Raw genomic sequence first — 25,631 nt, 5'->3', positions numbered from 1 at the left:
CACAAATATCTAAAATGCATTAGGTTATCAAGAATGCTTTATGTTATTTTAAAAAATGACAAGTGTCATTTTTTTCGATTAGTTCAGTCATAAAGTTACGTGATACGGGTCATTGAGGATAACCCGCATAACACTGAAGTTTGTAATAGATTTAATATTGCTTTATGGACAAATCGGAGATCGTATTTCTTGATGGGCCGCATTCCCGGTTAAAAGAGCTTAAATTCACCCTGGAAACTATGGTTGAATTTATACGCGGGTTTCGGGCCCTGCATTTTATAGGGCCCTGCATTACCATATTTGGTTCGGCGCGTTTCAAAGAAGGACATCCATACTATGAACTCACGAGGGAGGCAGCAGCAGCTTTTGCCAAACTGGGCTTTACGATAATGACAGGCGGCGGCCCGGGCCTTATGGAAGCTGCAAACAGGGGCGCCAAGGAAGTTGGGGGCCGCTCGGTTGCGTGTAATATTCAATTACCGGTGGAACAAAAACCGAATCCGTACCTGGATAAATGGGTCGACGTTAAACATTTTTTCCTTCGCAAAATACTGCTGGTAAAATATTCGTTCGCATTTGTGGTAATGCCTGGCGGATTTGGAACGATGGACGAGTATTTTGAAGCGCTTACGTTAATTCAAACGCGTAAGATCAAAAATTTCCCCATCATTATTTTTGGCAAAGAATATCACAAAGAATTGCTGGCACACATCGACCAGATGAAAACCAATGCAACTATTGGCGAACACGATGACCATTTGTTCCTGGTTACTGATGACATCGAAGAGGCTAAAGCATTGATCATCGAGAAAAGCATTAACCAATATAACCTCAAGCCCAAACAAAAAGTAAGGCCGATGAAATGGCTGTTTGAACGCGAATAATGTAATGCCAATCCATATTATGATAACAATCATCCTAATCGTTGATGACCGTCATGGTAAAAAAATTCAGATGTTCCGACCTTTATAACATAAACTTTAAATATTAGTCGTTATGTCAACTTTAGTAAAAACCAAACCAAACGGATTTTCATCATTGAGGTCGATGATGGAAGATTTCTGGAACACCGACAAGTTCTTCGACAAAACATTATTTAACGGGGAAACACTCCCGGCGGTAAACATTAAAGACGCGAAAGGCCATTACGAGGTGGAAGTAGCCGCCCCGGGCTTTAACAAAAATGATTTTAAGATAACAACCGAGAACGGGCTGTTAACCATCAGCGCCGAGACAAGCACAGAGCGTAATGAAGAAAAGGACAATTACACCCGTCGTGAATTTTCGTGTTCTTCTTTTACCCGTACATTCACCTTACCGGATAACGTAGAGGAAGACGCTATTAACGCCAGGTACCGCGATGGGCTGCTTACTATCGATCTGAAGAAATCAGGCAAAGCGGCTGTCTCAAAAAAAGAGGTAAAGATAAATTGATCTTTCAGCCTGCCATTTTCAAATCAATCAATTAAGTGAAGAAGCGCCCGATGACGGGCGCTTCTTATTTACGCCCTACCCCCGGGCGAATTGTTATGGTTAGATAAAATACAGGTATATTCATTACTTAATTCAATAAACACATTTACAATGAAAGCTATGGTGTTGGAAAAGCCCGGGCAGGCTTTGACATTGAAAGAATTGCCGGTTCCTGTGCCTGCCGCTGGTCAGGTGCTTATCAGGGTGCTGGCATGTGGCATTTGCCGTACCGATCTTCATGTAATGGACGGGGAGCTGACAGAACCGAAATTACCTCTGATTCCCGGTCATGAGATCATAGGGACAGTAGCTGCGGTTGGTGCGGGAGTGGATGCTATTAGTGTTAACGATCTGGTGGGCGTCCCATGGCTGGGTTATACCTGCGGAAAATGCAGGTATTGCAAAAAAGGAAAGGAAAACTTGTGTGAGAATGCAAAATTTACCGGGTACACCATAGACGGTGGTTATGCTGAATATACGGTGGCTTACGAACAATATTGTTTCAAGCTATCCGATCAGTATCACAATGCAGCTTCCGCCCCGTTGCTTTGTGCCGGGTTGATAGGTTTCCGGTCGTATCACATGATAGATGCTGGTGCGAAAAATATAGGCATGTACGGCTTTGGCGCTGCCGCTCATATCTTGATACAGATAGCAAAAGCACAGGACAAAAAGGTGTTTGCATTTACAAGGGACGGCGATGTAAAATCGCAATCGTTCGCACGAGACCTGGGCGCTTTTTGGGTTGGCGGCAGCAGTGATACCCCACCCGGGAAGCTCGACGCGGCCATTATTTTTGCATCTGCAGGCGAGCTGATACCCAAAGCTTTGCAAGATGTGGACAGGGGCGGAACCGTTATTTGCGGTGGTATCCACATGAGCGAAATACCCGCTTTTTCGTACGATCTGCTTTGGGAAGAACGGGTAGTACGGTCGGTGGCCAACCTGACCCGGCAAGACGGACTCGACTTTTTTGATCTACTAAAATCTATTACCGTGAATACCCAAACAGAACTGTATCCTCTGTCACAGGCAAATGAAGCTATTGCCCGGCTTAGAAAAGGCCTGGTAAAAGGCGCCGCAGTATTGGTGATGGATGCCAAATAGACGCCACGATCATTTTTTGGCTTGACAGCCGTCATTCCGCGTCTTCTTTTTTTGTACTTAATTGCCAGGGAAAAAAGCATCATGAAGTTTAACAAAGAATGGCATTTAAGTCACCCGATGCCAAGGAACGCCACATTTGAACAACGTGCAGCCTGGCATCTCGAACATCGGAAAAACTGTTCGTGCAGACCTATTCCTGCAAAACTTGCCAAAGAGATGAAAAAGTCGGGTATCAGCATTTAACTTCCCGGCGATGAAACAATTCTTACGAATCGTGACAACCGCACTATTATTATTCAGTGCAGGCGGTGCCATTTATGGTGGGCTAAAACTGGTCATGTTTCCGGACGGAAGCACACTGCATCTGCCACCCGCCCTGCTTCAACATTCGATGTTCCCTGATTATTTTATCCCGGGATTATTTTTGCTGATATTTGTTGGCTTCCTGGGCCTTTGGACACTTATCACCGTGCTGTGTGGCTCAAAACTATATTGCCTGTTTGTTATGCTGCAGGGGGCTGTACTTTTTAGCTGGATCATTATACAGATGCTGATAATTCAAACAACAAGTTTTTTTCATTACCTTTTGGGTTCTATCGGGTTAGTGCTGGTCTTGAATGGATATATTCTTAACCAACTTGAAGCATCACATGAATGATCTTGAACAATTATTATCGGGAGGCGACCTGAGGTCGATCGGCGAAAATAATAAAGTTGTTTTAGCCATACATAACCAGGATGAGTTTGATGAATTATTCAGGATGATATGCAGCCCAAATAGGGTAATAGCCATGCGTGCAATTGATGCTGTCGAGAAGGTCACTATTTCGAGACCTGCATACTTGTCAAAATACTCAACCGATATCCTGGAACTATTAGAAAAGGCAGAGCATAAAGAAATAAAATGGCATTTAGCTCTGCTTATTCCCCGCCTCAGGTTAGAACAAAACGAGTTGAGACAGGCGTGGCACATGCTGGTAAATTGGGTCGAATGTGCATCAAACTCACGGATAGTGCGCGTAAACGCCTTGCAAGGCCTTTACCAGATCACGTTGGCGCAACCTCATTATAAAAAGGACCTTATGCACATCATTACCCGACTCGAGACCGAGAACATTCCTTCAATTAGCGCCAGGATCAGAAAGATAAAAGACCATGTTTAAAACCGTTCATCAATCTTGTTCGTTTTTTGAAGGAAATACCAGCAATGGCACTTTTTGCCTGGATATTGCTTTCTTGGTTGTACTCTGCCGGAAAAGAATTGAAAACAGCGAATTTTTATAATGTGTAAAGGATAGCAGGTCCGTTCCCGATTCTTCGCAATATTTGTTCAGGCGGCCGGTTACATCTTTTCCATAAAGCTCTTTGATCGTAATGCTGGTATACCTCAATCGCTGAATATGTTTCATGAATTCTGTTTTCCGCAGATCTTTTGTAATATCATCTTCACCCAGTAAATTGATGTGAACGATCTCGAGATGATAATTGAAAATGTGTGCGAGTTTGATAAGGTAATGGATAGCCTTGACGTCCGCTTCAACAAAATTAGTCGCAAAAACCACTTTTCTCAGGTGTGCAATATCAGTTTCGGTCGGAACGATGAGTACCGGCCTTTTTGAACCATCAATTACCGCGTAAGTATCGCTACCGGTTAAAAGATGGTCGATGCCGCTGCCTGTCCGTGCACCCATAACAACCATTTCGATTTCCTTTTCCCTGATGAGGTTTTTAACCTGCATGGCAAGTCCGCCAAGTCCCTCCTCGATATGTATGGACGGTTTCCATTCCGTTCCCTCTTGCGGCAAGAAAGGCTTAAGCGAGTCGGCAAGTTGTTGAAGCTGGCGCTTATTTTCCTCGTCCATATAGCTGATATTATCAATCACGGTGACGCCACCCGCATAGGCCGGCGCCACCGGTTGGGCCACATTGGCATTAAAAAGCAAAAGATTGGCATGTATTTTTTTTCCAAGCATCACACCCGAAAGGGCTGCATGTGCTGCGTTCTCTGAAAAGTCGGTCAGTATCAATATAGTTTTCATGGCTATTCTATTTTAATATTTGAACTAAATGCAGTCATTTTATTTCATCTTCGATGGAAAAACGAGTAGTGGAATTTTCTGATCCGTCAGGGCTTTTTTTACTGTACTATGCCTGAACAGGCGCACCAGGAACGAATTTTGAACATGTACCATTGCCAGCATGGTGCCCGGTATTTCTGTTACAAAACGGTTTAACCTGTTTATTACGTCTTTACCATTGATCTTGTGATATTGCAGGCCGGTATACTTTATTTTAGCAAGGCCGACAGCAAATTCAGCTTCCTCGTCGTCGGCGCCGTTTTTTTCGGGGTCAGATACATGGATAATTTCCAGTTTATAATGGAACAAATTCCCTAATTTGCTTAAAAAGCGAATAGCTTCCAGGTCGGCTTTTTCAAAGTTGGTGGCAAAAACTATTTTATGGATATCGTTTAATTTAGTTCCTGATGGGGTAACCAAAACCGGGCGTGTTGAATACTCTATCACTGCATTTGTGTCGGCGCCAAACATCAGGTCGCTTTCTGTGCCCGCCCGTGCGCCCATTACAACCATTTCAACGTCTTTTTGACGAATAATATCGGCTACATCGAGCCCCAGGTCGCTATCGTCAGATTCGGTATTGATAGCTGGCTTGTGGTCCTCCGGGCTTAGCTGATAGCTTAAAGACTCTAAGCCTTCGGTTAGGGTTTGAAGGCCAATTTTACTGCGTTGCTGCCTTTCGGAAAATCCGTCCGCAGCCCACCCGCCACCGGCATACGACGTAATGGTTTTATAGTCGATGTAAGTGTTAAATAGCAACAGGTCTGTATGCAGCTTTCCGGCAAGCTGCAGGCCTGCTTCTGCAGCCGATGCAGCGTTTTCGGAAAAATCGGTAAGGACAAGAATATTTTTCATCATCATAAGTTTTGCTGAACAAATATTCTGTTTAAGAGTAATATCCTGAATGATGGGCGTCACTTAAGTATTTGATATAAAGCACCATTTGCTTTTACCCTTATTGACCGGTTGGACTATCCGAAGACGTACTGTTTTTAGTCTTTCAAATTGAAAAGAAGCAGTTTTTGATCTTCTTTGGGGATCACAGGTTCAACGTTTAATTCATCCTTGATCTTTACCCTTAAGGCGTCCATCGCCGACGGCTCGCCATGAACGAGGTAAACATGTTTTGGTCTCGGGGTAAACCCCTTCAGCCAGGTAAGCAGTTCGTGCTGATCAGCATGGGCAGATAAACCGCCGATCTCCTTTACATTTGCCCTTACCGGATAATATTGGCCATGTATCTTTAACTCATACGCTCCGTTTAACAATGCCCTGCCGCGCGTACCGCCAGCCTGGAAACCCATGATCAAAATGGTATTTTTTGAATTAGTAAGGTAATGTTTTAAATACTCCAGCACCCGGCCACCCGATAGCATCCCGCTGGCTGCAAGTATTATCTTACTTCCTTTGTGCCGAATGATCTGTCCGGTGCCATCGTAGTCCTGGTTGATCGTAATACCAGTGAACATTTGAGTGCATTCTTTTTGGCCGACAGTAAGCCACTCCGGGTATTTCAATAGACTTTTATCTGCCGAGGCAGCCATCGGACTATCAAGATAAACCGGTATAATTGGCGGTATGGCTTTTTTTGTTTTCAGCCTGTACAAAAGATGAATCACCTCCTGTGCACGACCGACTGCAAAACACGGTATAAGTATATTCCCACCTTTTGTAATCGTATTATTAATTACCATTGCCAGTTCATCGGCTACATCCCCTTTTTCGTGCAGGCGGTCGCCATAAGTCGATTCCATGATCACAAAATCGGCGGAGGCAGGATGGTCCGGCGGGTGAAGCAATTCGGAATGGTACCGGCCAATATCCCCGGAAAAAACGATGGTTTTTCCGTAGCAGCTAACTTCAACCGAGCAGGCGCCCTGTATGTGGCCGGCTGAATAAAATTTGAACCAGATATTATCATTCAGTTTACAAACTTCGTCCATCCCTATCGTGACAAAATGCGGCAAAGCCACTTCTACATCCCTGGTATCGTATAGTGGTTTTGCAGGGTTATGCCTGGTATAGCGGTGTTTGTTTGCTTTCCAGGCGTCTTCCTCCTGCAGCTTTGCACTATCTCTTAATATCAACTCGGTCAGATCGCGCGTGGGCTTGCTCATAAAGATCTTGCCCTTATATCCATTTTTAATAAGCAATGGAATGTAACCGCAATGATCGAGGTGGGCATGGGTAAGTATCATCGCGTCAATTGATGCCAGGTCGACCGGTAAGGGTTCCCAGTTTTTCTCGCGCAAATACTTTATTCCCTGGAACAGCCCGCAATCTATCAATAAGTTAAATCCAGGCGTTCTGAGCAGATGCTTTGAACCCGTTACGGTTTCGGCTGCGCCAAGCGATTGCAAATACACGGCCCGGCCGGCCTTTTGACTTGATTCCGTATGCATTAGAAACTCGGTTTATAATACAGGAAATTACATCCATTTAGCCGCAAAGCGGTTAAAGTCGTGACGCAACTCGTTAAATAATCTTTCTTCGGTAATATATCTTTCGTACAACTCTTCATTCGTTGCGAAGGTGCTTTCATCGGCAAACCCCGCCATTTCAACAAGCTGCACCTCCATTTCTTTAAAGTTTTGATGAAAAGCGTGCCGCAACTCGTCTATCTGTTCGTTGTGGATAATGAACTGGTTTTGAAAATGTTCTATCTGTCCCGCAACCTCATGGCTGGTATTATCCGAAGCGATCTCTTCAAGACGTTTTCTTAGAATGGTTAACTCCTGCCAGTAAAAGTCGAGGCCCCTTATTGCATCATTATGCAAATTGTCGATGTGTTTAATATTTAGCTTTTCCATAATACAAGGTTATCATGTATCGCCCTTATTTGTAATGACCCAACACATACTTAATAGTGATATCAGTCATATCTGTTGCTGACTATGGTCATGCACTTTGGTATATGCCTCACGTAGCTTTGGGAGACTAATCGGCAAGACTGCTATGGAAAAATTCATAAAAAAATTTAGCGACACCGGCATTAATGATATTGCCGAAGTAGGCGGGAAGAATGCGTCGTTGGGCGAAATGTTTAGTCACCTAACGGCAAAGGGTCTTTTGATACCCAACGGCTTTGCCGTCACAGCTTCGGCATATCGCTATTTTATTAACTGTAACGATCTGGAAGACAAACTCGGTGAACTGATGAAGGCCTTAAACCGAACGGATTTTTCAAATTTAAGCGAAACCGGCAGCCGGGCCAGGAAACTCATCATGGATGCGCATATCCCTGCTGACCTTGGTTTCGCCATAACAGACGCCTATGATTATCTTTTTGATAATAACGACCAGCAGGTAGCGGTCCGCAGCAGCGCGACAGCAGAAGATCTGCCCGATGCCAGTTTTGCAGGGCAGCATGAGTCGTATTTAAATGTGCAGGGCCATACCCATCTGCTCTATTCGGTAAAAAGATGTTATGCTTCGTTGTATACCGACAGGGCGATAAAATACAGGGAAGATAAAGGCTTTGACCACAGCAAGGTGTTTTTATCGGTAGGCGTTCAACAAATGGTGCGGGCAGATATTGGCTGCTCGGGCGTCGGGTTTACGCTCGAGCCCGAATCGGGCTTCAGGGATGTGGTCCACCTGGCGGGTGTTTGGGGCCTTGGTGAAAATATTGTGCAGGGCACGGTAACGCCCGATGAGTTCCTGGTGTTTAAACCGTCGCTTAAAAATAAAAAACGGGCCATCCTCCAAAAAAACCTTGGCAGCAAAAGCAAGATGATGGTTTATGCTGATGAAAGTGATGAAGGGAATTCCACCACAAACAAGGATACGCCGCAAGATATGCAGGAAAAGTTTGTGCTGAATGACAAGGAAGTTGAAAAGCTTGCAAACTGGGCGCTGATAATCGAAGATCACTATCAAAAGCCCATGGATTTTGAATGGGCCAAAGATGGCTGCGACCACCAGATATACATTATACAGGCAAGACCTGAAACTGTCCACAGCAGGCAAAGATCACTTGAAGTAACGTCGTACAAAATAAAGCAAAAAGGCGAGGTGATAACCAGCGGTGAAGCTATCGGCAGCAAGATCGCCTCGGGCTACGCACGCTTGCTGGCATCGCCGGAGGAAGCCGGCAAACTTAAGGAGGGAGATATTTTAGTGACCGGCATGACCAGCCCGGACTGGGACCCGATATTGAAAAAGGTGGCCGGCATTGTCACTAACAAAGGCGGGCGCACCAGTCATGCCGCCATTATAGCCCGCGAACTGGGCGCTGTGGCGATAGTTGGCACCGAAGACGCCACACAAACTATACAGGACGGGGAACTGATAACGCTGAGTTGTGCAGAAGGTAAAGATGGGGTTGTATACCGCGGCAAATGTTTGTGGGAAGAAACTACAACTGATGTGAGTGCGATAGAATTACCTGCAATAGTTAAACCACAATTGATCATTGGCGAACCTGACAAGGCGTTCCAGCTATCATTTTACCCAAACTGCGGCGTCGGCCTGATGCGGATGGAATTTATCATCAGCAACTACGTAAAGGTGCATCCATTGGCGCTGATCAATTTTGATAAAGTGACCGGCGAAGCAGAGCGCGATGAAATTGCTAAACTGACTGCGCGTTATCCCAAAAAGGAAGAATATTTTGTCGATAAGTTATCGCAGGGCGTTGCAACCATAGCAGCAGCATTTTTCCCGAAAGAAGTTATCGTGCGGATGAGTGATTTTAAATCGAACGAGTATGCGGGATTGATAGGAGGGAAATATTTCGAACCCAGGGAGGAAAATCCGATGATCGGATTTCGGGGTGCATCAAGGTATTATAATCCCCGGTATCGCGACGGGTTCAGGCTGGAATGTGAAGCGATGAAAATTGTGAGAGACGAAATGGGGCTGACCAATGTTAAACTGATGATCCCGTTTTGCAGAACAGTAGAAGAAGGTAAAAAGGTTATCGCCCAAATGAAGGAATTTGGCTTAACGCAAGGCGAAAACGGGCTCGAGATATTCGTAATGGCCGAGATACCGAGCAATGTGATACTGGCGGAAGAATTTGCCAAAATATTTGATGGCTTCTCTATCGGCTCAAACGATCTTACCCAATTAACGCTTGGTATCGACCGCGATTCGGCGCTGATAGCCGACCTTTTTGACGAACAGAATTCAGCGAGCAGGCAGCTGATAGTTTCCATGATCGAAAAAGCCAAAAGGTTGAACCGCAAGGTTGGGCTATGCGGCCAGGCACCCAGCGATTCGAAAGCTTTCGCCCAAATATTGGTGGAAGCGGGTATTGATAGCATAGCCTTTAATCCGGATGCTTTGATAGCGGGCATAAATAATATTAACGGGATATTGAATAAACGGCAGGTAACTGTCTCAAAAAATGAAACCGCCAGGCTAAAAACCCTGGTGCTTTAATTTAAGCTCAAATGAAAGGTGTAATAATATATAAAGGAAAATACGGCGCCACCGCACAATATGCAGCATGGCTTGCCGAGGCGCTTTATTTACCCGTGATTGATACTGACCACCAGTCGGTAAGTGATCTATCCGGTTATGATTATATTATAATCGGAAGTCCGGTATACGTCGGCAAATTACTGATACGCGACTGGCTGCATAAAAACGCTGCAATACTTCAGGGTAAAAAGATATTTCTATTTATAGTTAGCTCAGTACCTGACGATGATAAGCCAAGACAAGAAACTGTGATAAAAGCCAATATCCCGGAAGAACTGGCCAGGGCGAGTTTAATATATTTTGCCCGGGGCAGAGTGATAGTTAACAAATTATCATGGACTGACAAGCTGATGATAAAAATGGGTGCTATGATGGAAAAGGACCCCGAGAAGAAGGCCCTGATGCGAAGAGGGTTTGACGGCATGAAACGGGAAAATATCAATCCCCTCATCAAAAACGTGCTTCAATATTCCAATTCAGAAGCTTTGCTTTGATCGTGTTGACTGCCAGGTTTATCGTTTTCGCGGCTCAATTCAGGATGATAGCGTAAGCCAGGCGTTAGCCAATGCAGCAATAGTACCCGCGAATACCTGAAATTGAGCGGTGCCAGCATCGTCACAACAGTCAGCATAACGCATAGGTACAGCCACGGATTTTCGCTCCCGGTAAGTATGGAAGTACCAACTGCCAGCGTTACTAGTTCGGCAACTATAAACGCATAACCCACATACATGGCTGCATAAAAATAACCGGGCTCCCTTTCATAAACCATGCCACAATGCGGACATTCTTTCAGTATTTTCTGTCCCTTAAAACTATAGGCCGGATTCGTAAATATCTTTCCAACCCTACAGCGCGGGCATCGCGCATGTACTATGGCAGGCCACATTTTCAGACGATCTGTTTTCGCATCTTCCATTTCCATCCTAATTGACATTGTTAACCAATTTTAAACGCATCCAGTATTTTTTCCAACGGGCAAAATTTGGTAAACGATGATTGCAGCAAGTTAGCACCCACAAAAACCCCCAGCCATATCCAGTGGACGTTTACAAAATAAGCCAGTGCGATGCTGGTCAGTACAAAGGTGCCGGCCACAGCACGGATAATTCTTTCTTTCATGTTTTTTGTTTTTTTGCTTTTTACTCTTCAACAGGTACTATAAACGACCTGACCGGGAAGCCCGTTTTATTTTGTTCATTATACTTTGCTATTAGTCCCTTTGCAGCTTTGGCGTTAGCCTCACTTGTAAAACAGAATATCATAATGGAATCGAATTTTTCATCGCCGCTGGCAAACCAATCCTGCAACAGATCAGGGGCGCTATCTTCCTTTATGCCTGTAATATCTGTGACGCTGTAAACCGTCATACTGGCTTCTTTAAAAAGTTTGAAAACGTCTTTCCTGTACTCTTTCAAACATGTTGCTATAAATAGTTTCATATATCAATCGTTTATTTATTAACCGGGTATTTTTTGCGCATCATTTTATAATATAGTAAAGGCACAACCAGCAGGGTAAGGAATGTAGAAGTGATCGTCCCACCCATTAATGAGATGGCAAGCCCCTGAAATATAGGATCGAACAGGATAATAACCGCGCCCAGTGCAACTGCACCGGCAGTCAGCAGTATAGGCGTAGTACGCACCGCACCTGCTTCAATGATCGCTTGCTTTAGCGGAATGCCTTCTCTCAGCCTTATATTAATAAAGTCTATCAGCAGCACCGAGTTACGGACCATAACGCCAGCCAGAGCGATAAAACCGATCATCGACGTAGCCGTGAAATACGCGTTAAGCATCCAATGCCCGAGAATAATACCGACCAGTGATAATGGGATAGCGGCAAGCATCACCAGCGGCACGGTAAAGTTTTGGAACCAGCCAACGATCAGTATATAGATCATGATGATCACCACCGCGAAGGCAATACCCAGGTCGCGGAACACTTCATAAGTGATCTGCCATTCACCATCCCATTTAAGTGAATAGTTATCCTCCATTTCGGGTTGGTGCGTATACTCCTCTGTGAGTGTATAACCCGTCGGAACATGTACATTTTTAAGGCTGTCGGATACGTGGGAAATGGCATAAGAGGGGCTCTCCAGTTTACCGGCCATATCAGCCAATACATAAACCACTTCTTTTTGATTTTTACGATAAATACTTTTCGGCCTGGTCTGCCTAGTCACCGAAACCAGGTCGCGGATAGGTACGGCGTTACCTTGCAGACCCACTACTTTCAGATCCAGTACATCATCCAGGCTCGACTTATCGGCATCGCTTAGCTGAAGCTTTATAGCCGTTTGATTATAGGACGATGGCTGATAAATGTTGCCTGCAACCATGCCCGATAAAGCTGCATTAACAGTGGCGGCAACCTGTACCGGAGCAACACCATATCGCATGGCTTTTTCCTTATCCACCTCGATATGATATTCCGGCTGGTCGTCTTCAACCATCCAATCGATATCTACCACATCAGCGGTTTTGCTCAGCAGGCTTTTTACCTGTTTCGCTATCTTTATCTGTTCTTTATAATTTGGCCCGTAAATTTCCGCCACCAGGGTAGATAATACCGGCGGCCCGGGCGGCACTTCCACCATTTTAACATTAGCGTTATATTTTTGAGCGATAGCCTGTATCGGGCCGCGCATCAGTTTGGCAATGGCATGGCTTTGTATGCTCCTGTCTTTTTTATCAACCAGGTTTACCTGTATATCAGCAACGTTATCGCCTCTTCGCAAGTCGTAATGCCTTACCAGTCCGTTAAAACTGATAGGGGCCGACGTGCCAATATATTCCTCATAATTTCTTACCAGTGGTTGTCTCGAGATGTAATCTGCAATGTCCTTCGTAACGGCTTGTGTCTTCTCAAGGGTGGTCCCCTCGGGCATGTCTATCACTACCTGGAACTCGTTCTTGTTATCAAAGGGCAGCATTTTTACTGCTACGGCTTTAGTGTAGAACATAGAGAGCGAAGCGAACAATATTGCGACGATGCTCATGATAAATGTCCAGCGTTTCCACCGGGTTTCTAACAGGGGGTATATAAAAGAATTGTATATTTTATAAATCCTGGTCTGTTCCAACAGCACCGGTTTGCTCTCTTCGCGGTCACTGCCTTTCTTTTCTTTTTCTCTTAGAAATATAAATCCCAGGTAAGGCGTAAGCGTCAATGCAACGATGAGCGATAAAAGCATGGCGATAGACGCCCCAATAGGCATAGGACTCATATACGGGCCCATCAAACCGGATACGAATGCCATGGGCAATACCGCGGCGATAACCGTAAATGTCGCCAGGATGGTTGGATTGCCTACTTCGTTAATGGCATATAGAGCCGCCTGCAAGGGTGGTAACTTCTTCATCTTAAAATGCCGGTGCATATTTTCGGCAATGATAATCGAGTCGTCCACCACGATACCCGTTATAAATACAAGGGCAAACAGCGTGATCCGGTTGAGTGTATAATGCAGGAAATAATAACTGAACAGCGTGAGTGCGAAGGTGACTGGGACGGATAAGAAAACCACCAGGCCACCCCGCCAGCCCATGGCCAGCATGACGAATACGGTTACTACCACAATAGCAATAAACAAGTGGAATAATAGTTCGGATACCTTGTCAGAGGCGGTCTCACCGTAATTCCGGGTAACCGTTAGTTGTACGTCGTTGGGCAACAGGTCCTTTTTGAGCAATTCTACTTTTTTAAGTATCTGTTCTGACAACTTCATTGCATCAGCACCCTTTTTCTTTGCGATAGACAGGGTAACGGCCGGGTAGCTTGAACTGAAAGTTCTGGCTTTCGTTGTGTCGGCACGGCCATAGCCGAACAACACATACTGGCTGGATGTTTCGGGCCCCTCTTCTACCCTGGCAACCTGTTTCAGGTAAACAGGTTGCTGCTGGTTAGCACCCACTACCAGGTTTGCCACGTCATCAGCATCGGACAGGAAATTCCCCGTCTCGACGGAAAACGCCGTATCCTTTTGTAGCAGTTCGCCGCTTTGCATTTGCGCATTGCTGCCGTGTATCTGTTTGTTTATCGACAGAAAATCGACATGATTTTCAGCCATTTTATTTTTGTCGAGCAAAACCTTTACCTCGCGGCTGCGGCCGCCGATGATTTTGATATCTGACACATCGGTTATTTTTTTGATCTCGTTGGTCAGTTCCTGGCCGATCTGCCTTAACTGGTAATCATTATATTTTTCGCTCCAAAGGGTCAGGCTTAAAACAGGTACATCGTCAATAGCCCGTGTCTTTATTAACGGAAGAGTAACGCCTTGCGGCATTTTATCCATGTTCTTCATTAACTCGCTGTATAGCTTTACCAGCGAGCGTTCAACATCTTCGCCAACATAAAACTGGACAATTAGCATGGCTTGCCCCTTCATTGAGGTGGAATAGACATATTCCACTCCCTTTACGTTCGAGATCATTTTCTCGAGCGGTGCAGCCACTTTAGTTTCCACATCTTTGGGTTCGGCACCGGGGTAGCCAATAAAAATATCGGCCATGGGCACCTGTATCTGCGGCTCCTCCTCGCGGGGGATCAAGAATGTGCTGTAGCCTCCTATCAATAAGAAGGCGATCATGAGCAGTATCGTAAGCTTCGATTGTAGAAAAGCCCCTGCTATTTTTCCTGAAAATCCTTTTTCCATGCCCTTATTTGATTTTTACAGGTTCGCCATTAAATAATTTGCTTTCGGCGCTTTCAATAAATTTTTCATCCTTCGCCAGTCCGCTAAGCACTTCGACCTTATTGCCATACACTTTACCCAATCGCACCCAGCGAAGCAGCGCCGTATTGTTTTCACTAATGGTATAAAGCCCTGTCAGGTCATCCTTTTTTTCAATACAGCCGAGTGGTACCATTACTTCATCACCAGTTGTTTTATCTTTTGCTGAACTTTTTACCGGGATAGAAACATCGGCATACATGCCACCATACAAACCGGCTTTTTCACTATCAGGGATACTCACCCTGATGAGGTACTGCCCCCCTGAAAATTGCGACGATTGGCTCACCTCGGTTATTTTACCGCTGATAGTCTTACCAATAGCCTTAACAAATACGGTGGCCGTTTTCCCCTGTTTTATCTGCCCGATTGAGCTTTCGGGAACTGACGCCCGCACCTGGTAACTGCCGGCGCGTTCAATGGTCAATATCGGCATGCCGGGGCTGGCCATATTGCCTGCATCCGCTGCTTTTTGCGTAACAATACCGTCAAAAGGCGCGGTTAAATTGGTATAATTGAGTGCTGCATTGGCCTCATTGCGCATTTGTTTTGCCGTTTCCAGTCCCGATTTTGCGGCAGTGTATTGCAGCGTAACATTTTCAAGCTCCTTTGCCGATGCGCTTTGCTGCTTGTATAAAGTGCTGAAACGTTCATAATCTTTTTTCGCATTACTATATGCGGCTTCAGCCTGCGCTATCATCGCATCAGCCTGTGCCCTTTTTGCAAGGATATCGTCATTGCTTATGGTTGCAAGCAGCTGACCCTTGTTTACATGGTCGCCAACTTTCACATTCAGTTTGGTGATGTATCCCATCACCCTTGTGCTGATACCGGCCGACTGCGAGGCTTCAATTTGCCCGCTTACATTAATGTTATCCTGCTCGCCCGACGATGGCGTCGAAACGGTTACAACTATCGCCGGGCCGTTATTCAATGTGGCACTCTCGTTTTTGTTTGAAGAACAGGAACCAAGTACCAGGGCACCTGCCCCGGCAATTAGTGTTATGATGGATATATTAGTAGCTGATCGCATATCTTAAAATTTTACTTGTTTGTTGATGAGGTTAATAACTGTATGTAAGCCCTGTTGACATTCAGGGTGAATATGGCTTGGGCCAAAGCAAATTTTTGTTGTGACAATTGGGTTTCGGCAGTTAATACATCAGTAGTATTGATAAGTCCCTGCTGGTAACGGTTCTGCAGTATGCGTAACGACTCCGCCGCCTGGTCGACAGCCGCTTTTTCCTGCCCTATTTCAAACCGTACATCTGCCTGGTCGCGGTATGCCTTGCTGATGTCCATGTGACTTTGATCTCTTTGCTGTGCAAGCTCTGCGGAAAGCTTGTCTCGTTCAAGTTTCTGAGCCGCGATCTTATTTTTTGTTGAATTACCTTTGAAGATATCCCACGATAATTGTACACCCACCAGGTACGAGTTTGCACCAAAACCTGTTAAATGCGCATCATTATATTGGTAGTTGCCAAATGCATTCAATTTGGGCAGGTAACTTGACTGGTTCGACCTGATCATCATATCAGAGGCTTCAATAGCTTTCTCCATTGCCATAAAATCGGCCCGTGAAGCAGGGACCTTTTGCGTGGTATCGGCAGACTGTAATCCACCGGCTGTAAGACCATCCGTTTTATATACGACGCCTGTTTTTGCCCCCATTAATAAACTGAGATAGTCGGATGCATTACGGATATTGCTTTGAGCTTTAGCGAGATTGCTTTCAATGCTTGTCAAATGCACGTTCACATTCAACAGATCCGACTTTTGGATAAGGCCCTGCAGGTAATGATCGTCCGTAAACTTATAGACTGATTTTGCGGTATTTAACGCTTCGTTCAAAACCCTTGCAGCCTCATACGCCAATTGCAATTGCATAAAGGCTTTCTTTATCTCGAAAGTCAGATATTCTTTTGTGCGTTTGGTTTTGTATTGATAAACCTCGGTTTGTTTTTCGGCGCCCTTGCGCATGTACAGCATATCCATATTCAACAGGGGCTGCTGCACCTCCAGCTTTGTTATAACATCCGGAGTACCTGAAGGATGGTTTAGTAACCGGGGGTCAAAATCGTTTTGTGTGATCACCCGCTGATCAAGCTTAAAGCCGAACGCGTTCAGCGGATCATTAGTAGTCATAGCGGTATAGGAAACACCTACAGTTGGCAAAAAAAAGGCTTGGGTTTGCTTATAATTCTCTATCGCGATGCTTTCATCCAGCTTAGCTATTTCGATGGCCTTGTTATTGTTCAGGGTAGCTGTTATTGCCTCATCCAGGCTTAAATTCCTTGTGCTATCCTGTGCACCGGCTTTTAATACCGGTAACGAAAAAAATAAAATTGCCGTAATTGAGGATAAAATAAAATACTTCTTATTGCTGCTCATTGCATTTAATTTGCAGCAAAAGTACCCCGGGTAAAAAAACTGTTTGGTAACATTTGTTACCCAGCAAATATTAAGAAGATAAAAGCCCCGGGAATAACCCACAGGCATATTGCCTGTAACGATAAAATGAACAGGAATTGACAAAAAAATTAAATGTGGTAATCAATGAGTCTTTGGGGATAATTACCGACGGTAACTCCGCTTTCCATCAGTTCCGGCGTTTTAAACCATATCCTGCACCGGTGCCATGTATTATTTGAAATACACTATCTTAATGTTCAACTGATAAGCTACGCTATACGTCAAAGTGAACTTTGAAATCCGGTATTGGCAGCATCGCTATTGATTGTATTGTTCGTCGGTCACATGTTCCATCCAGGTCACCGGCAAACCGTTCAGTCTTTCCTGTACCGCAATGTGGCTCATTCCGGTGGTTGCTGTCGCGCCATGCCAATGTTTTTCGTTCGGTTCAAAATAAACCACGTCGCCCGGCTTGATCTCTTCTTTTTTACCGCCCTCCGCCTGTATCCAGCCGCAGCCCGAGGTTACGATCAGCGTTTGCCCAAAGGGGTGTGTATGCCACGCCGTACGTGCGCCCGGCTCAAAGGTTACATGCGCCATGGCCACACGGGAAGGCTCAGGCGGGTTATTGAGCGGATCGACACGTACGTGCCCGGTAAAGTATTCTGCAGGACCTTTGCCCGAAGGCTGTGAACCGCTGCGTTTGATCTCCATAATAATTCGTGTTTGTTATCAACATAAAAATACACAACAGGTTGCTACTTACCCACCATTTGCTGCATTTGCTGCGGGTAGCGGGCACCCTGCACTTCAATATTGCCAAGTACGGCTTCGATCCCGGCCAGCTCCTGTTTGTTCAATTCAACATCGGCTGCAGCCATATTCTCTTCCAGGCGGCTGATCTTCGTAGTTCCCGGTATCGGAACGATCCACGGTTTTTGCGCCAGCAGCCATGCTATGGCAACCTGTGCATTGGTAACACCTTTCTGAGTGGCGATACTGCCGAGCGCATCCACCAAGCTCTGGTTGGCCTTGCGGTTCTCTTCCGAAAAACGCGGAACCATAGTGCGAAAATCGTTTTTATCGAACGTAGTGTTCTCGTTGATCGCCCCGGTAAGGAATCCCTTGCCAAGCGGGCTGAACGGAACGAAGCCGATACCAAGCTCTTCCAAAAGCGGGAGTATCTCAGCCTCCGGCTGGCGCCACCACAGCGAGTATTCGCTTTGCAGTGCTGTAACCGGCTGAACGGCGTGCGCCTTACGGATACTTTCAACACCAGCCTCCGACATGCCGAAATATTTAACCTTACCTTCGCCGATCAGTTGCTTTACCGTGCCCGCTACATCTTCGATGGGCACATTGGGGTCTACGCGGTGCTGGTACAGCAGGTCGATACGATCGGTACGCAGGCGTTTGAGCGCCGCTTCTGTATGTGCGCGTATGTTTTCGGGCCGGCTGTCCAAACCTTCCGCAGGCTTACCATTTTTAAAACCAAATTTCGTAGCGATCACCACCTCATTGCGGAATGGTTCGAGCGCCTCGCCTACCACTTCCTCGTTCACATAAGGGCCGTATGCTTCTGCGCTGTCAAAAAAAGTGACGCCTAACTCAAATGCGCGGCGGATCAATTTAATAGCATCCTGTTTTTCTGTTGCCGGCCCTAAGCCAAAGCTTAGTCCCATGCAGCCTAAACCTAGCGATGAAACCTCCGGGCCGTTTTTTCCTAATTTGCGTTTTTTCATAGTATATTATTGGTGTTTTAAATCACAAGGGCAAAATTGGGGCTTATTTTTGGGCCGTATGTTATACCGATTACGGTATCGCCTACCAATATTACTGATACAGTACAAACTGTTTACAAAAGGCGTAGTTTTGAATACGATAAGCGAAAAAGCCATGGATAATTTAATGCGATTCGATAACATCAGCCAATACAATGATTTCAATAATCACCAAACACTGCATCCCCTGGTAACGGTGGTCGATTTTTCGAAGGCCAAACCCCGGCAGCACTACCGCATGTATTTCGGGTTTTATATCGTGTTTCTGAAGGATGTAAAGTGCGGCGACCTGGTATATGGTCGGCATTTGTACGATTACCAGGAAGGAACCCTTGTATTCATGGCGCCGGGCCAGGTGGCTGGTATTGAAACCGATGGCAGCTATTTTCAGCCCAAAGGCTTTGGGCTCGCCTTTCATCCCGATCTGATACGCGGGACAGCACTCGGCAAACATATCAGCGATTATACCTTTTTTTTATACGAATCGCACGAGGCGCTTCATTTGGCCGAACGTGAACGAGGGATCATTTTAGATTGTTTTTCCAAGATAGAATATGAACTTGAACACCCCATTGATAAGCATAGCAAAACTCTTATCGCTAATAATATCGAATTGTTCCTGAACTATTGCATGCGTTTTTACGACCGTCAGTTCATTACCCGCGACCATGTGCACAAAGGCATGCTTGAAAGATTCGAAAGCCTGTTGAACGATTATTTTGTATCGGATAAACCGCAAACGCTGGGCTTGCCGTCGGTGGGGTGGTGCGCAGAACAGGTGCACTTGTCACCCAATTACTTCGGCGACCTGGTAAAAAAGGAAACCGGCCGGTCAGCCCAGGAATACATCCAGGCTAAATTGATCGATGTGGCCAAAGAAAAAATATTTGACACAAACAAAACGGTAAGCCAAATTGCTTACGAATTAGGCTTTAAGTATCCGCAGCACTTTGCCAGGGTATTTAAGCAGCGTGTAGGGCGTTCGCCTTTAGAATATCGCACCACGAACTAAGAACCGTTGCTTTCCTGTGTAACAATCGGAAAGCAATTGATAGTTTTCTTTATATATCGGTATATTAGTATAACCAAATATAACAGCGCTTATGATCACCATTACAGTTAACGGGAAACAGCATAATGTAGATGCGAGCCCCGATATGCCCCTGCTATGGGCCCTCAGGGACATACTTGGCCTTACGGGGACAAAATACGGCTGCGGCGTGGCACAATGCGGCGCCTGTACCGTTCACCTGAACGGAGAGGCGGTGCGGTCCTGTGTTACTAAACTAAACCGCGCGGCTGGTCAGCAGATCGTTACCATCGAGGGCCTTTCTGCGGCCAACAACCACCCGCTGCAGGTGGCCTGGAACGAACTGAATGTACCGCAGTGCGGTTATTGCCAATCGGGCCAATTGATGTCGGCAGCTGTTTTGCTGCGCGAAAACTCCAACCCTACCGACCAGGACATCGACGATGCCATGTCGGGCAATATTTGCCGCTGCGGGACCTATCAACGCGTTAGGGCCGCAATCCATAAAGCGGCAGAAATGCAGCGGGAAGGGGCCAAAATATGAAAAAGTTGATCGTTTTAACGATGGTGGTACTTATAGCCGCCGTGGTAATGATATCATTTACGACAAAAACAACAAAAACCGAAAGCAACCCTGTTTTGGCAAAAGATAGTGTGGGTTCGGTGAAGGCATTTATGTCGGTGTATAAGGTATTAAAAAGTGCACGGTGTATGAATTGCCACCCATCGGGCGATGAACCCCTGCAGGGCGATGACAGCCACATACATACCATGAACGTTAAACGGGGAGTTGACGGCAAAGGCGTATATTCTGTACGTTGCAGTAATTGCCACCAGGCCGAAAATACACCGGGCCTGCACGCACCTCCTGGCAATCCGAAATGGGCACTGCCCCCCGCCAATATGCGGATGGTGTTCCAGGGGCGTACGCCGCGACAACTGGCGCTGCAACTGCTTGACCCTAAACAAAACGGCAACAGGACAAAAGCACAGTTGATAGATCATATGGCAAACGACGACCTTGTGGGCTGGGCCTGGCACCCGGGTGACGGGCGTACTTTGCCGCCTATGAACAGGAAAGCGTTTGCGGCCCAGGTGCGGTTGTGGATAGCCAAGGGAGCTTATGCGCCGGGTGCAAAAATTAAATAGAAAGGGGTTGAATTATGGAGCTGGTATCAAGACGTAATTTTATTAAAACTGCCGGTACTGCAGGCATTTCATTATGGCTCGGCCTTTCTGCAAAAGGCGCCATCATTAAAACAAGTGATATTGCAACGGCCAAAAACTTCTCCCCGTTTATTCTGGTCGAATCTAACGGCAATATAACCATCTTTAATATCAAGCCCGAAATGGGACAGGGTACATTCCAGTCCGTTCCGGCCGTAATAGCGGAAGAGTTCGAAGTTTCGCTGGACCAGGTAACCATAAAAAACACCAGCGGCGAACCCGAATTTGGCCGTGGGCAGCGTGCAGGGGGTAGTTCCTCCATCCGCACCGGTTTTAACGACTACAGGAAAACAGGTGCCACTGCAAGGGCGGTATTTGTAGCGGCGGCGGCTAACCGCTGGCACGCAAGCCCCGATAATTGTTATGCCCGGAATGGAAAGGTGATCAACAGCGCAAACAATCAGTCGTTTACTTACGGAGAATTGGTTGAAGATGCCGCCAGGCTCGACCTGCCCAAAGAGCCAAAACTGAAAGACCCCAAAGACTTCACGATAGTAGGAAAAATGTCGCACCGGCCCGACATTCCCTTAAAAACCTGCGGACAAGCTCAATTTGGCATTGATGTGCAGGTGCCGGGGATGGTTTATGCTTCAGTAGAACGGTGCCCTGTCATAGGCGGCACTTTAAAAAGTTTTGACGCTTCAGAAGCACTTAAAATGCCGGGCGTACTCAAGGTTGTTGAAGCCGGGCGCGTGGTCGGCAATTATCGGTACACCGGGGTAGCCATTATCGCTGATTCCTATTGGGCCGCTTTACAAGCCCGCAAAAAGCTGAAGATAGACTGGGATTACAAAGGTTTTGATAATTTTAACTCTGAAGATTACGATGAACATTTGCGTAAGCTGGCCGATGAAGAAGGCCTGGCGGACAAAAATATCGGGAATGCTGATAAGGTGAATGTTTCGCGGGAAAATACTGTTGAGGCATTTTATGAAACGCCTGTTGTAGCACACAGTCCCATGGAGCCGATGAACGCTGTGGCACACGTTCGCGGTGACAGCCTGGAGATATGGACGTCGACCCAGGTGCCCAGTTCGGTAGTTGGCAGCAGCCCCAACGAGTTACCAAAGCTTACCGGTTTTTCGCCTGAAAATGTAAAAATGCATAATATGTTCGTCGGCGGCGGATTTGGCCGCAGATTGTACCTTGATTACCTGATCGAAGCCGTTAACATTGCCAGGCAATATGATAAGCCTGTAAAAGTGATCTGGTCGCGGGAAGATACCACTCAATTCGGCCCGTTCCGTCCAATGACGTTTTCCAAACTTAGCGGTGGCTTTGCTGACGACGGCAAACTTGTTGTTTTCAGGCATAAAGTGATCAGTCCTTCCATATCCGAGTCGGCCCGCCCCAATTTTGACAAAACCAAAGTCGATGGCACAATGGTGGAAGGTATTGGCGAACAGGATTACCAGGTACCCAATATTAAAACATCCTATGTCCGGGCCGATTACCATGTGCCCGTGGCAGCATGGCGTTCGGTAACCAGTTCTACCTTAGCTTTTGCCCATGAGTGTTTTATGGACGAACTGGCGCACAAGGCGGGTAAGGATCCGCTCGATTTCAGGATGGGCCTGCTGGCGCCGGATTCGGACACTGCAAAGATCTTTAAAAAACTCCGCGAGGTGGCAAACTGGGACCAACCGCTGCCGAAGGGCCGTGGGCGTGGTTTGGCACAATGGAAATTTTTTGCCGGGCAATGCGCACAGGCGGTAGAGGTTACGCGTTTGCCCGACGGAACGATCAAAGTAGATAAAGTTTACGCCGTTATCGACCTGGGTGTAGCGGTAAACCCCGATAACGTCAGGAATCAAACGGAAGGTGCGGTGGTTATGGCGCTAACTGCCGCAACAAAACCGGCGATAACGCTAAAGAATGGCAAAGTGATGCAGCATAACTTTTACGACAACACGATGATCCGCATTAACGAGGTGCCCGGGGTGGAAGTGCATATCCTTACAGGTGAGGGGAAAATAAAGGGAGTGGGCGAACCCGGATTGCCGCCATTTGCGCCGGCGCTGGCCAATGCCATTTTTGCGGCGACGGGGATGCGAATTCGGAAAATGCCTTTCGACTTAAAAATAAGTTAAACTGCTTTAAAAAATTCCTATTATGGAAACTAATACGGTATCAAGAAGAAATTTTCTCCGGGTGTCCAGTCTCGCAGGAACAGCGCTTTGTTTAGGATTTTATCTTCCTGCAAACGCAAAAAAGGATGAGGTGATATCGGCGCATGCGGCAGAACAACCGGGGTTTGAATTTAATGCGTGGATACGTATTGGCACAGATGGCAAGGTCACGCTAACAGATCATCGGGCCGAAATGGGACAGGGTTCGTATCAATCGGTTCCGCAAATCATCGCCGAGGAGCTGGAAGTTAACCTGAACGATGTTGATGTAATATTTGCCATCGGCGATCCAACCAAATATGGCAGCCAGATAACAGGTGGCAGTTCCACCATCAGGGGGTCGTATAAAAAGTTATTGAAATTAAGCGCTACCGCGCGCGAAATGCTTATCGCTGCTGCAGCAAACAAATGGAATGTCGCGGCAGGCGAATGTTATGCAGAGTCGGGGCAGGTTATACATAGATCATCCGGCAAAAAATTCAATTACGGTGAATTGGTGACCGACGCATCAAAGCTTTCACCACCGAAGGATGTTAAGCTCAAAAGCACTTCAGAATACAAGCTGATCCGCAAACCGCTCAACAGGATAGATACTCCGATGAAAACCAACGGCGGGGCTATCTTCGGTTTGGATAAAAAGCTGCCCGGAATGCTATATGCTTCCGTTGAACGGAATCCAAGGCTTCGGGGTAAAATAAAGAGTTTTGACGCTTCAGCAACATTAAAAGTTCCCGGGGTTAAGCAGGCATTTAAAATTCAAATGCTGGTTTTTAATACCACCCGCGACGGCGTGGCAGTAATTGCCGATTCGACCTGGGCAGCGATTCAGGGCAGAAAGGCCCTTCGTGTTGAATGGGATGACAACGATTTTGACCATGTAAACAGCGGCGACATTTACAAAGCCCACGAGGAATTGCTTAAAAAAGAAGAAGGACTTTCATTCAAGAAACAGGGAGACCCCGATGATATTTTAGCGAAAGCTGGCAAAAAAATAGATGTTATTTATCAAACGCCATACCAGTCGCACGCAGCGATGGAACCGCTAAACTGCGTAGCTTATTACCAACCCGATAAAATTGAAATATGGGGACCGATACAGGCGCCGGATTGGGTGCTGGGCGATATTACCAGCAAATTCAAAATGCCTAAAGAGAAAGTGGTTGTAAATATGACGTTTTTGGGCGGCGGGTTCGGGCGAAAAGCTTTTTTGGATTATCCTTACGAGGCCGTTTTGATATCAAAGGAAATTGGCGCACCTGTGCAAGTTGTATGGACACGGGAAGATGATGTAAGGCAGGGGCCCTATCGTGCAGGTATATCCTACCGCGGAGAGGGTGCACTCGAAAATGGCGAAATAAGCGCCCTGAAATTTAAAATGGCAGGGCAAAATATCGATCATTGGAACAGCCCGGGCCGGGGCAAGGCAAATGGAAGCACGGCAGAAGGTTTTCTGAAACCATACTACGATAGTATTAAAAATATAAGTTTTGCCGATGTTCCGTACGAAATGCCCTTACCCAACATGTGGTGGCGCTCGGTTTATGCATCCACTAATGGGTTTGCATACGAGAGTTTTTTGAACGAAATGGCGGCTTTAGCGGAGCAGGATCAACTGGATTTTCGCAGGAAATACCTGAAAGATGAAAGATGCCAGCGTTTGATCGACAAGATGGAAGAAGTATCGGGCTGGAGATCGAGGAAAAAGAAAGAAGGATATGGCGTTGCGATAACGGAATGTTTCGATAGTACTGTAGGACAGGTCGTGAAGGTTTCCAGGGGTACGGACGGTAAGATAAAGATAGACCAGGTTTGGGCTGTAATGGATTGCGGTTGGTATGTTAATCCTGATATCATCAAAGCACAGGTGGAGGGTTCAGTTGTAATGGCGCTTGGTGCGGCCACCACGCACGAGATCACTTTTAAGGATGGTTTGGTGGAACAGCATAATTTTTACGATTACCGGATGCCGCGTATGAGTGACGTGCCGCCGGTTGAAGTTCATATTATGGAGAACGATGCCAGCGCAGGCGGTGTGGGCGAACCCGGATTGCCTCCTTTTGCTCCGGCATTAACCGACGCCATTTTCGACCTCACCGGCAAGCGTATCCGAAAACTGCCTTTTAGCCTGGATATGATTTAAAGGACATACCATGTCAACTGGCAAAAGTTTTTCCAAAACCTATGAGTGGCGCGACTGTTACTTCTTTGGCGGGCAACTGCCGT

At 46.3% G+C, this 25,631-nt stretch carries 25 protein-coding genes; 13 read left to right on the top strand and 12 right to left on the bottom strand.

The features are described from left to right. Positions 1–164 precede the first annotated feature (164 nt). From VL525_RS06975 to VL525_RS06950, 6 genes are all read left to right on the top strand, one after another. Positions 165–884 carry a TIGR00730 family Rossman fold protein gene (locus VL525_RS06975; RefSeq protein ID WP_325384775.1) on the top strand — a complete coding sequence of 240 codons (720 nt, stop codon included), beginning with the start codon at positions 165–167 and terminating at the stop codon, positions 882–884. Between the two features lie 112 nt (positions 885–996). Further along, positions 997–1,434: an Hsp20/alpha crystallin family protein gene (locus VL525_RS06970; protein WP_325384773.1), complete on the top strand. Its 438-nt coding sequence runs from the start codon at positions 997–999 to the stop codon at positions 1,432–1,434. Between the two features lie 150 nt (positions 1,435–1,584). Next, positions 1,585–2,580, top strand: coding sequence for a zinc-dependent alcohol dehydrogenase family protein (locus VL525_RS06965; RefSeq protein ID WP_325384771.1), 996 nt, complete (start codon positions 1,585–1,587; stop codon positions 2,578–2,580). Between the two features lie 81 nt (positions 2,581–2,661). Then, positions 2,662–2,823 carry a hypothetical protein gene (locus VL525_RS06960; RefSeq protein WP_325384769.1) on the top strand — a complete coding sequence of 54 codons (162 nt, stop codon included), beginning with the start codon at positions 2,662–2,664 and terminating at the stop codon, positions 2,821–2,823. Between the two features lie 10 nt (positions 2,824–2,833). Further along, positions 2,834–3,238: a hypothetical protein gene (locus VL525_RS06955; protein WP_325384767.1), complete on the top strand. Its 405-nt coding sequence runs from the start codon at positions 2,834–2,836 to the stop codon at positions 3,236–3,238. Then, a complete protein-coding gene (locus VL525_RS06950; RefSeq protein WP_325384765.1) occupies positions 3,231–3,743 on the top strand; it encodes a hypothetical protein in 513 nt (170 codons plus the stop codon). The genes VL525_RS06955 and VL525_RS06950 overlap by 8 nt, the downstream gene beginning before the upstream one ends. Positions 3,744–3,752: 9 nt before the next feature. Here the strand turns inward: VL525_RS06950 and VL525_RS06945 are convergent, their stop codons facing one another. From VL525_RS06945 to VL525_RS06930, 4 genes are all read right to left on the bottom strand, one after another. Continuing rightward, the gene (locus VL525_RS06945; protein ID WP_325384763.1) at positions 3,753–4,619 is read right to left on the bottom strand and encodes a universal stress protein; all 867 of its coding nucleotides are present in this window, start codon (positions 4,617–4,619) and stop codon (positions 3,753–3,755) included. Between the two features lie 39 nt (positions 4,620–4,658). Beyond that, positions 4,659–5,519, bottom strand: coding sequence for a universal stress protein (locus VL525_RS06940; RefSeq protein ID WP_325384761.1), 861 nt, complete (start codon positions 5,517–5,519; stop codon positions 4,659–4,661). A 131-nt stretch (positions 5,520–5,650) separates the two neighbouring features. Beyond that, complete coding sequence (locus VL525_RS06935; protein ID WP_325384759.1) at positions 5,651–7,060, bottom strand: MBL fold metallo-hydrolase; 1,410 nt, start codon at positions 7,058–7,060, stop codon at positions 5,651–5,653. A 27-nt stretch (positions 7,061–7,087) separates the two neighbouring features. Continuing rightward, positions 7,088–7,468 carry a hypothetical protein gene (locus VL525_RS06930; protein WP_325384757.1) on the bottom strand — a complete coding sequence of 127 codons (381 nt, stop codon included), beginning with the start codon at positions 7,466–7,468 and terminating at the stop codon, positions 7,088–7,090. Between the two features lie 145 nt (positions 7,469–7,613). Here VL525_RS06930 and ppsA point away from each other — a divergent pair, with 145 nt between their 5' ends. Both ppsA and VL525_RS06920 read left to right on the top strand, forming a co-directional pair. Continuing rightward, positions 7,614–10,043, top strand: a complete 2,430-nt coding sequence (gene ppsA, locus VL525_RS06925) for a phosphoenolpyruvate synthase (RefSeq protein ID WP_325384755.1) — start codon at positions 7,614–7,616, stop codon at positions 10,041–10,043. Positions 10,044–10,054: 11 nt separating this feature from the next. Next, the gene (locus tag VL525_RS06920; RefSeq protein ID WP_325384753.1) at positions 10,055–10,579 is read left to right on the top strand and encodes a flavodoxin domain-containing protein; all 525 of its coding nucleotides are present in this window, start codon (positions 10,055–10,057) and stop codon (positions 10,577–10,579) included. On the opposite strand, the gene VL525_RS06915 is transcribed toward VL525_RS06920, so the two are convergent. The 8 genes from VL525_RS06915 to VL525_RS06880 all read right to left on the bottom strand — a co-directional run bounded on the left by VL525_RS06915 (position 10,549) and on the right by VL525_RS06880 (position 18,983). Then, entirely contained in the window at positions 10,549–11,022 is a 474-nt protein-coding gene (locus VL525_RS06915; RefSeq protein WP_325384751.1) for a DUF983 domain-containing protein, read from the bottom strand. The two genes, VL525_RS06920 and VL525_RS06915, sit on opposite strands and share 31 nt — an antisense overlap. A gap of 2 nt (positions 11,023–11,024) precedes the next feature. Beyond that, positions 11,025–11,207 (bottom strand): DUF2892 domain-containing protein, encoded by a 183-nt coding sequence (locus tag VL525_RS06910; protein WP_325384749.1) that lies wholly within the window; start codon positions 11,205–11,207, stop codon positions 11,025–11,027. A 20-nt stretch (positions 11,208–11,227) separates the two neighbouring features. After that, positions 11,228–11,527 carry a hypothetical protein gene (locus tag VL525_RS06905; protein WP_325384747.1) on the bottom strand — a complete coding sequence of 100 codons (300 nt, stop codon included), beginning with the start codon at positions 11,525–11,527 and terminating at the stop codon, positions 11,228–11,230. 11 nt (positions 11,528–11,538) lie between these two features. Beyond that, positions 11,539–14,751, bottom strand: a complete 3,213-nt coding sequence (locus tag VL525_RS06900; protein WP_325384745.1) for an efflux RND transporter permease subunit — start codon at positions 14,749–14,751, stop codon at positions 11,539–11,541. A 4-nt stretch (positions 14,752–14,755) separates the two neighbouring features. Further along, positions 14,756–15,862 carry an efflux RND transporter periplasmic adaptor subunit gene (locus tag VL525_RS06895; RefSeq protein ID WP_325384743.1) on the bottom strand — a complete coding sequence of 369 codons (1,107 nt, stop codon included), beginning with the start codon at positions 15,860–15,862 and terminating at the stop codon, positions 14,756–14,758. Positions 15,863–15,873: 11 nt separating this feature from the next. Continuing rightward, positions 15,874–17,220, bottom strand: coding sequence for a TolC family protein (locus tag VL525_RS06890; RefSeq protein ID WP_325384741.1), 1,347 nt, complete (start codon positions 17,218–17,220; stop codon positions 15,874–15,876). A 339-nt stretch (positions 17,221–17,559) separates the two neighbouring features. Continuing rightward, positions 17,560–17,955, bottom strand: coding sequence for a (R)-mandelonitrile lyase (locus VL525_RS06885; protein WP_325384739.1), 396 nt, complete (start codon positions 17,953–17,955; stop codon positions 17,560–17,562). A gap of 44 nt (positions 17,956–17,999) precedes the next feature. Next, positions 18,000–18,983 carry an aldo/keto reductase gene (locus tag VL525_RS06880; RefSeq protein WP_325384737.1) on the bottom strand — a complete coding sequence of 328 codons (984 nt, stop codon included), beginning with the start codon at positions 18,981–18,983 and terminating at the stop codon, positions 18,000–18,002. A 58-nt stretch (positions 18,984–19,041) separates the two neighbouring features. Here VL525_RS06880 and VL525_RS06875 point away from each other — a divergent pair, with 58 nt between their 5' ends. From VL525_RS06875 to VL525_RS06855, 5 genes are all read left to right on the top strand, one after another. Beyond that, positions 19,042–20,034 (top strand): helix-turn-helix transcriptional regulator, encoded by a 993-nt coding sequence (locus tag VL525_RS06875; RefSeq protein ID WP_325384735.1) that lies wholly within the window; start codon positions 19,042–19,044, stop codon positions 20,032–20,034. Positions 20,035–20,125: 91 nt separating this feature from the next. Then, positions 20,126–20,596: a (2Fe-2S)-binding protein gene (locus VL525_RS06870; protein ID WP_325384733.1), complete on the top strand. Its 471-nt coding sequence runs from the start codon at positions 20,126–20,128 to the stop codon at positions 20,594–20,596. Beyond that, on the top strand, positions 20,593–21,201 hold the full coding sequence (locus VL525_RS06865) for a hypothetical protein (RefSeq protein ID WP_325384731.1): 609 nt from the start codon (positions 20,593–20,595) through the stop codon (positions 21,199–21,201). Before VL525_RS06870 ends, VL525_RS06865 begins: the two co-directional genes overlap by 4 nt. A 14-nt stretch (positions 21,202–21,215) precedes the next feature. Further along, positions 21,216–23,369: a xanthine dehydrogenase family protein molybdopterin-binding subunit gene (locus VL525_RS06860; RefSeq protein WP_325384729.1), complete on the top strand. Its 2,154-nt coding sequence runs from the start codon at positions 21,216–21,218 to the stop codon at positions 23,367–23,369. Positions 23,370–23,391: 22 nt separating this feature from the next. After that, entirely contained in the window at positions 23,392–25,548 is a 2,157-nt protein-coding gene (locus tag VL525_RS06855; protein ID WP_325384728.1) for a xanthine dehydrogenase family protein molybdopterin-binding subunit, read from the top strand. Positions 25,549–25,631 lie beyond the last annotated feature (83 nt).

Origin of the sequence: Mucilaginibacter sp., assembly GCF_035492695.1 — a bacterium.
Taxonomy (GTDB): domain Bacteria; phylum Bacteroidota; class Bacteroidia; order Sphingobacteriales; family Sphingobacteriaceae; genus Mucilaginibacter.
Note: the sequence above shows the minus strand (reverse complement) of the source record. Positions and strands in the feature narration are given on the sequence as shown.

Bases quoted from the DNA above. Each gene is read 5' to 3' on its own strand.
- VL525_RS06975 (WP_325384775.1), top strand. From the start codon at position 165: ATGGACAAATCGGAGATCGTATTTCTTGATGGGCCGCATTCCCGGTTA.
- VL525_RS06970 (WP_325384773.1), top strand. From the start codon at position 997: ATGTCAACTTTAGTAAAAACCAAACCAAACGGATTTTCATCATTGAGG.
- VL525_RS06965 (WP_325384771.1), top strand. From the start codon at position 1,585: ATGAAAGCTATGGTGTTGGAAAAGCCCGGGCAGGCTTTGACATTGAAA.
- VL525_RS06960 (WP_325384769.1), top strand. From the start codon at position 2,662: ATGAAGTTTAACAAAGAATGGCATTTAAGTCACCCGATGCCAAGGAAC.
- VL525_RS06955 (WP_325384767.1), top strand. From the start codon at position 2,834: ATGAAACAATTCTTACGAATCGTGACAACCGCACTATTATTATTCAGT.
- VL525_RS06950 (WP_325384765.1), top strand. From the start codon at position 3,231: ATGAATGATCTTGAACAATTATTATCGGGAGGCGACCTGAGGTCGATC.
- VL525_RS06945 (WP_325384763.1), bottom strand. From the start codon at position 4,619: ATGAAAACTATATTGATACTGACCGACTTTTCAGAGAACGCAGCACAT.
- VL525_RS06940 (WP_325384761.1), bottom strand. From the start codon at position 5,519: ATGATGATGAAAAATATTCTTGTCCTTACCGATTTTTCCGAAAACGCT.
- VL525_RS06935 (WP_325384759.1), bottom strand. From the start codon at position 7,060: ATGCATACGGAATCAAGTCAAAAGGCCGGCCGGGCCGTGTATTTGCAA.
- VL525_RS06930 (WP_325384757.1), bottom strand. From the start codon at position 7,468: ATGGAAAAGCTAAATATTAAACACATCGACAATTTGCATAATGATGCA.
- ppsA (WP_325384755.1), top strand. From the start codon at position 7,614: ATGGAAAAATTCATAAAAAAATTTAGCGACACCGGCATTAATGATATT.
- VL525_RS06920 (WP_325384753.1), top strand. From the start codon at position 10,055: ATGAAAGGTGTAATAATATATAAAGGAAAATACGGCGCCACCGCACAA.
- VL525_RS06915 (WP_325384751.1), bottom strand. From the start codon at position 11,022: ATGTCAATTAGGATGGAAATGGAAGATGCGAAAACAGATCGTCTGAAA.
- VL525_RS06910 (WP_325384749.1), bottom strand. From the start codon at position 11,207: ATGAAAGAAAGAATTATCCGTGCTGTGGCCGGCACCTTTGTACTGACC.
- VL525_RS06905 (WP_325384747.1), bottom strand. From the start codon at position 11,527: ATGAAACTATTTATAGCAACATGTTTGAAAGAGTACAGGAAAGACGTT.
- VL525_RS06900 (WP_325384745.1), bottom strand. From the start codon at position 14,751: ATGGAAAAAGGATTTTCAGGAAAAATAGCAGGGGCTTTTCTACAATCG.
- VL525_RS06895 (WP_325384743.1), bottom strand. From the start codon at position 15,862: ATGCGATCAGCTACTAATATATCCATCATAACACTAATTGCCGGGGCA.
- VL525_RS06890 (WP_325384741.1), bottom strand. From the start codon at position 17,220: ATGAGCAGCAATAAGAAGTATTTTATTTTATCCTCAATTACGGCAATT.
- VL525_RS06885 (WP_325384739.1), bottom strand. From the start codon at position 17,955: ATGGAGATCAAACGCAGCGGTTCACAGCCTTCGGGCAAAGGTCCTGCA.
- VL525_RS06880 (WP_325384737.1), bottom strand. From the start codon at position 18,983: ATGAAAAAACGCAAATTAGGAAAAAACGGCCCGGAGGTTTCATCGCTA.
- VL525_RS06875 (WP_325384735.1), top strand. From the start codon at position 19,042: ATGTTATACCGATTACGGTATCGCCTACCAATATTACTGATACAGTAC.
- VL525_RS06870 (WP_325384733.1), top strand. From the start codon at position 20,126: ATGATCACCATTACAGTTAACGGGAAACAGCATAATGTAGATGCGAGC.
- VL525_RS06865 (WP_325384731.1), top strand. From the start codon at position 20,593: ATGAAAAAGTTGATCGTTTTAACGATGGTGGTACTTATAGCCGCCGTG.
- VL525_RS06860 (WP_325384729.1), top strand. From the start codon at position 21,216: ATGGAGCTGGTATCAAGACGTAATTTTATTAAAACTGCCGGTACTGCA.
- VL525_RS06855 (WP_325384728.1), top strand. From the start codon at position 23,392: ATGGAAACTAATACGGTATCAAGAAGAAATTTTCTCCGGGTGTCCAGT.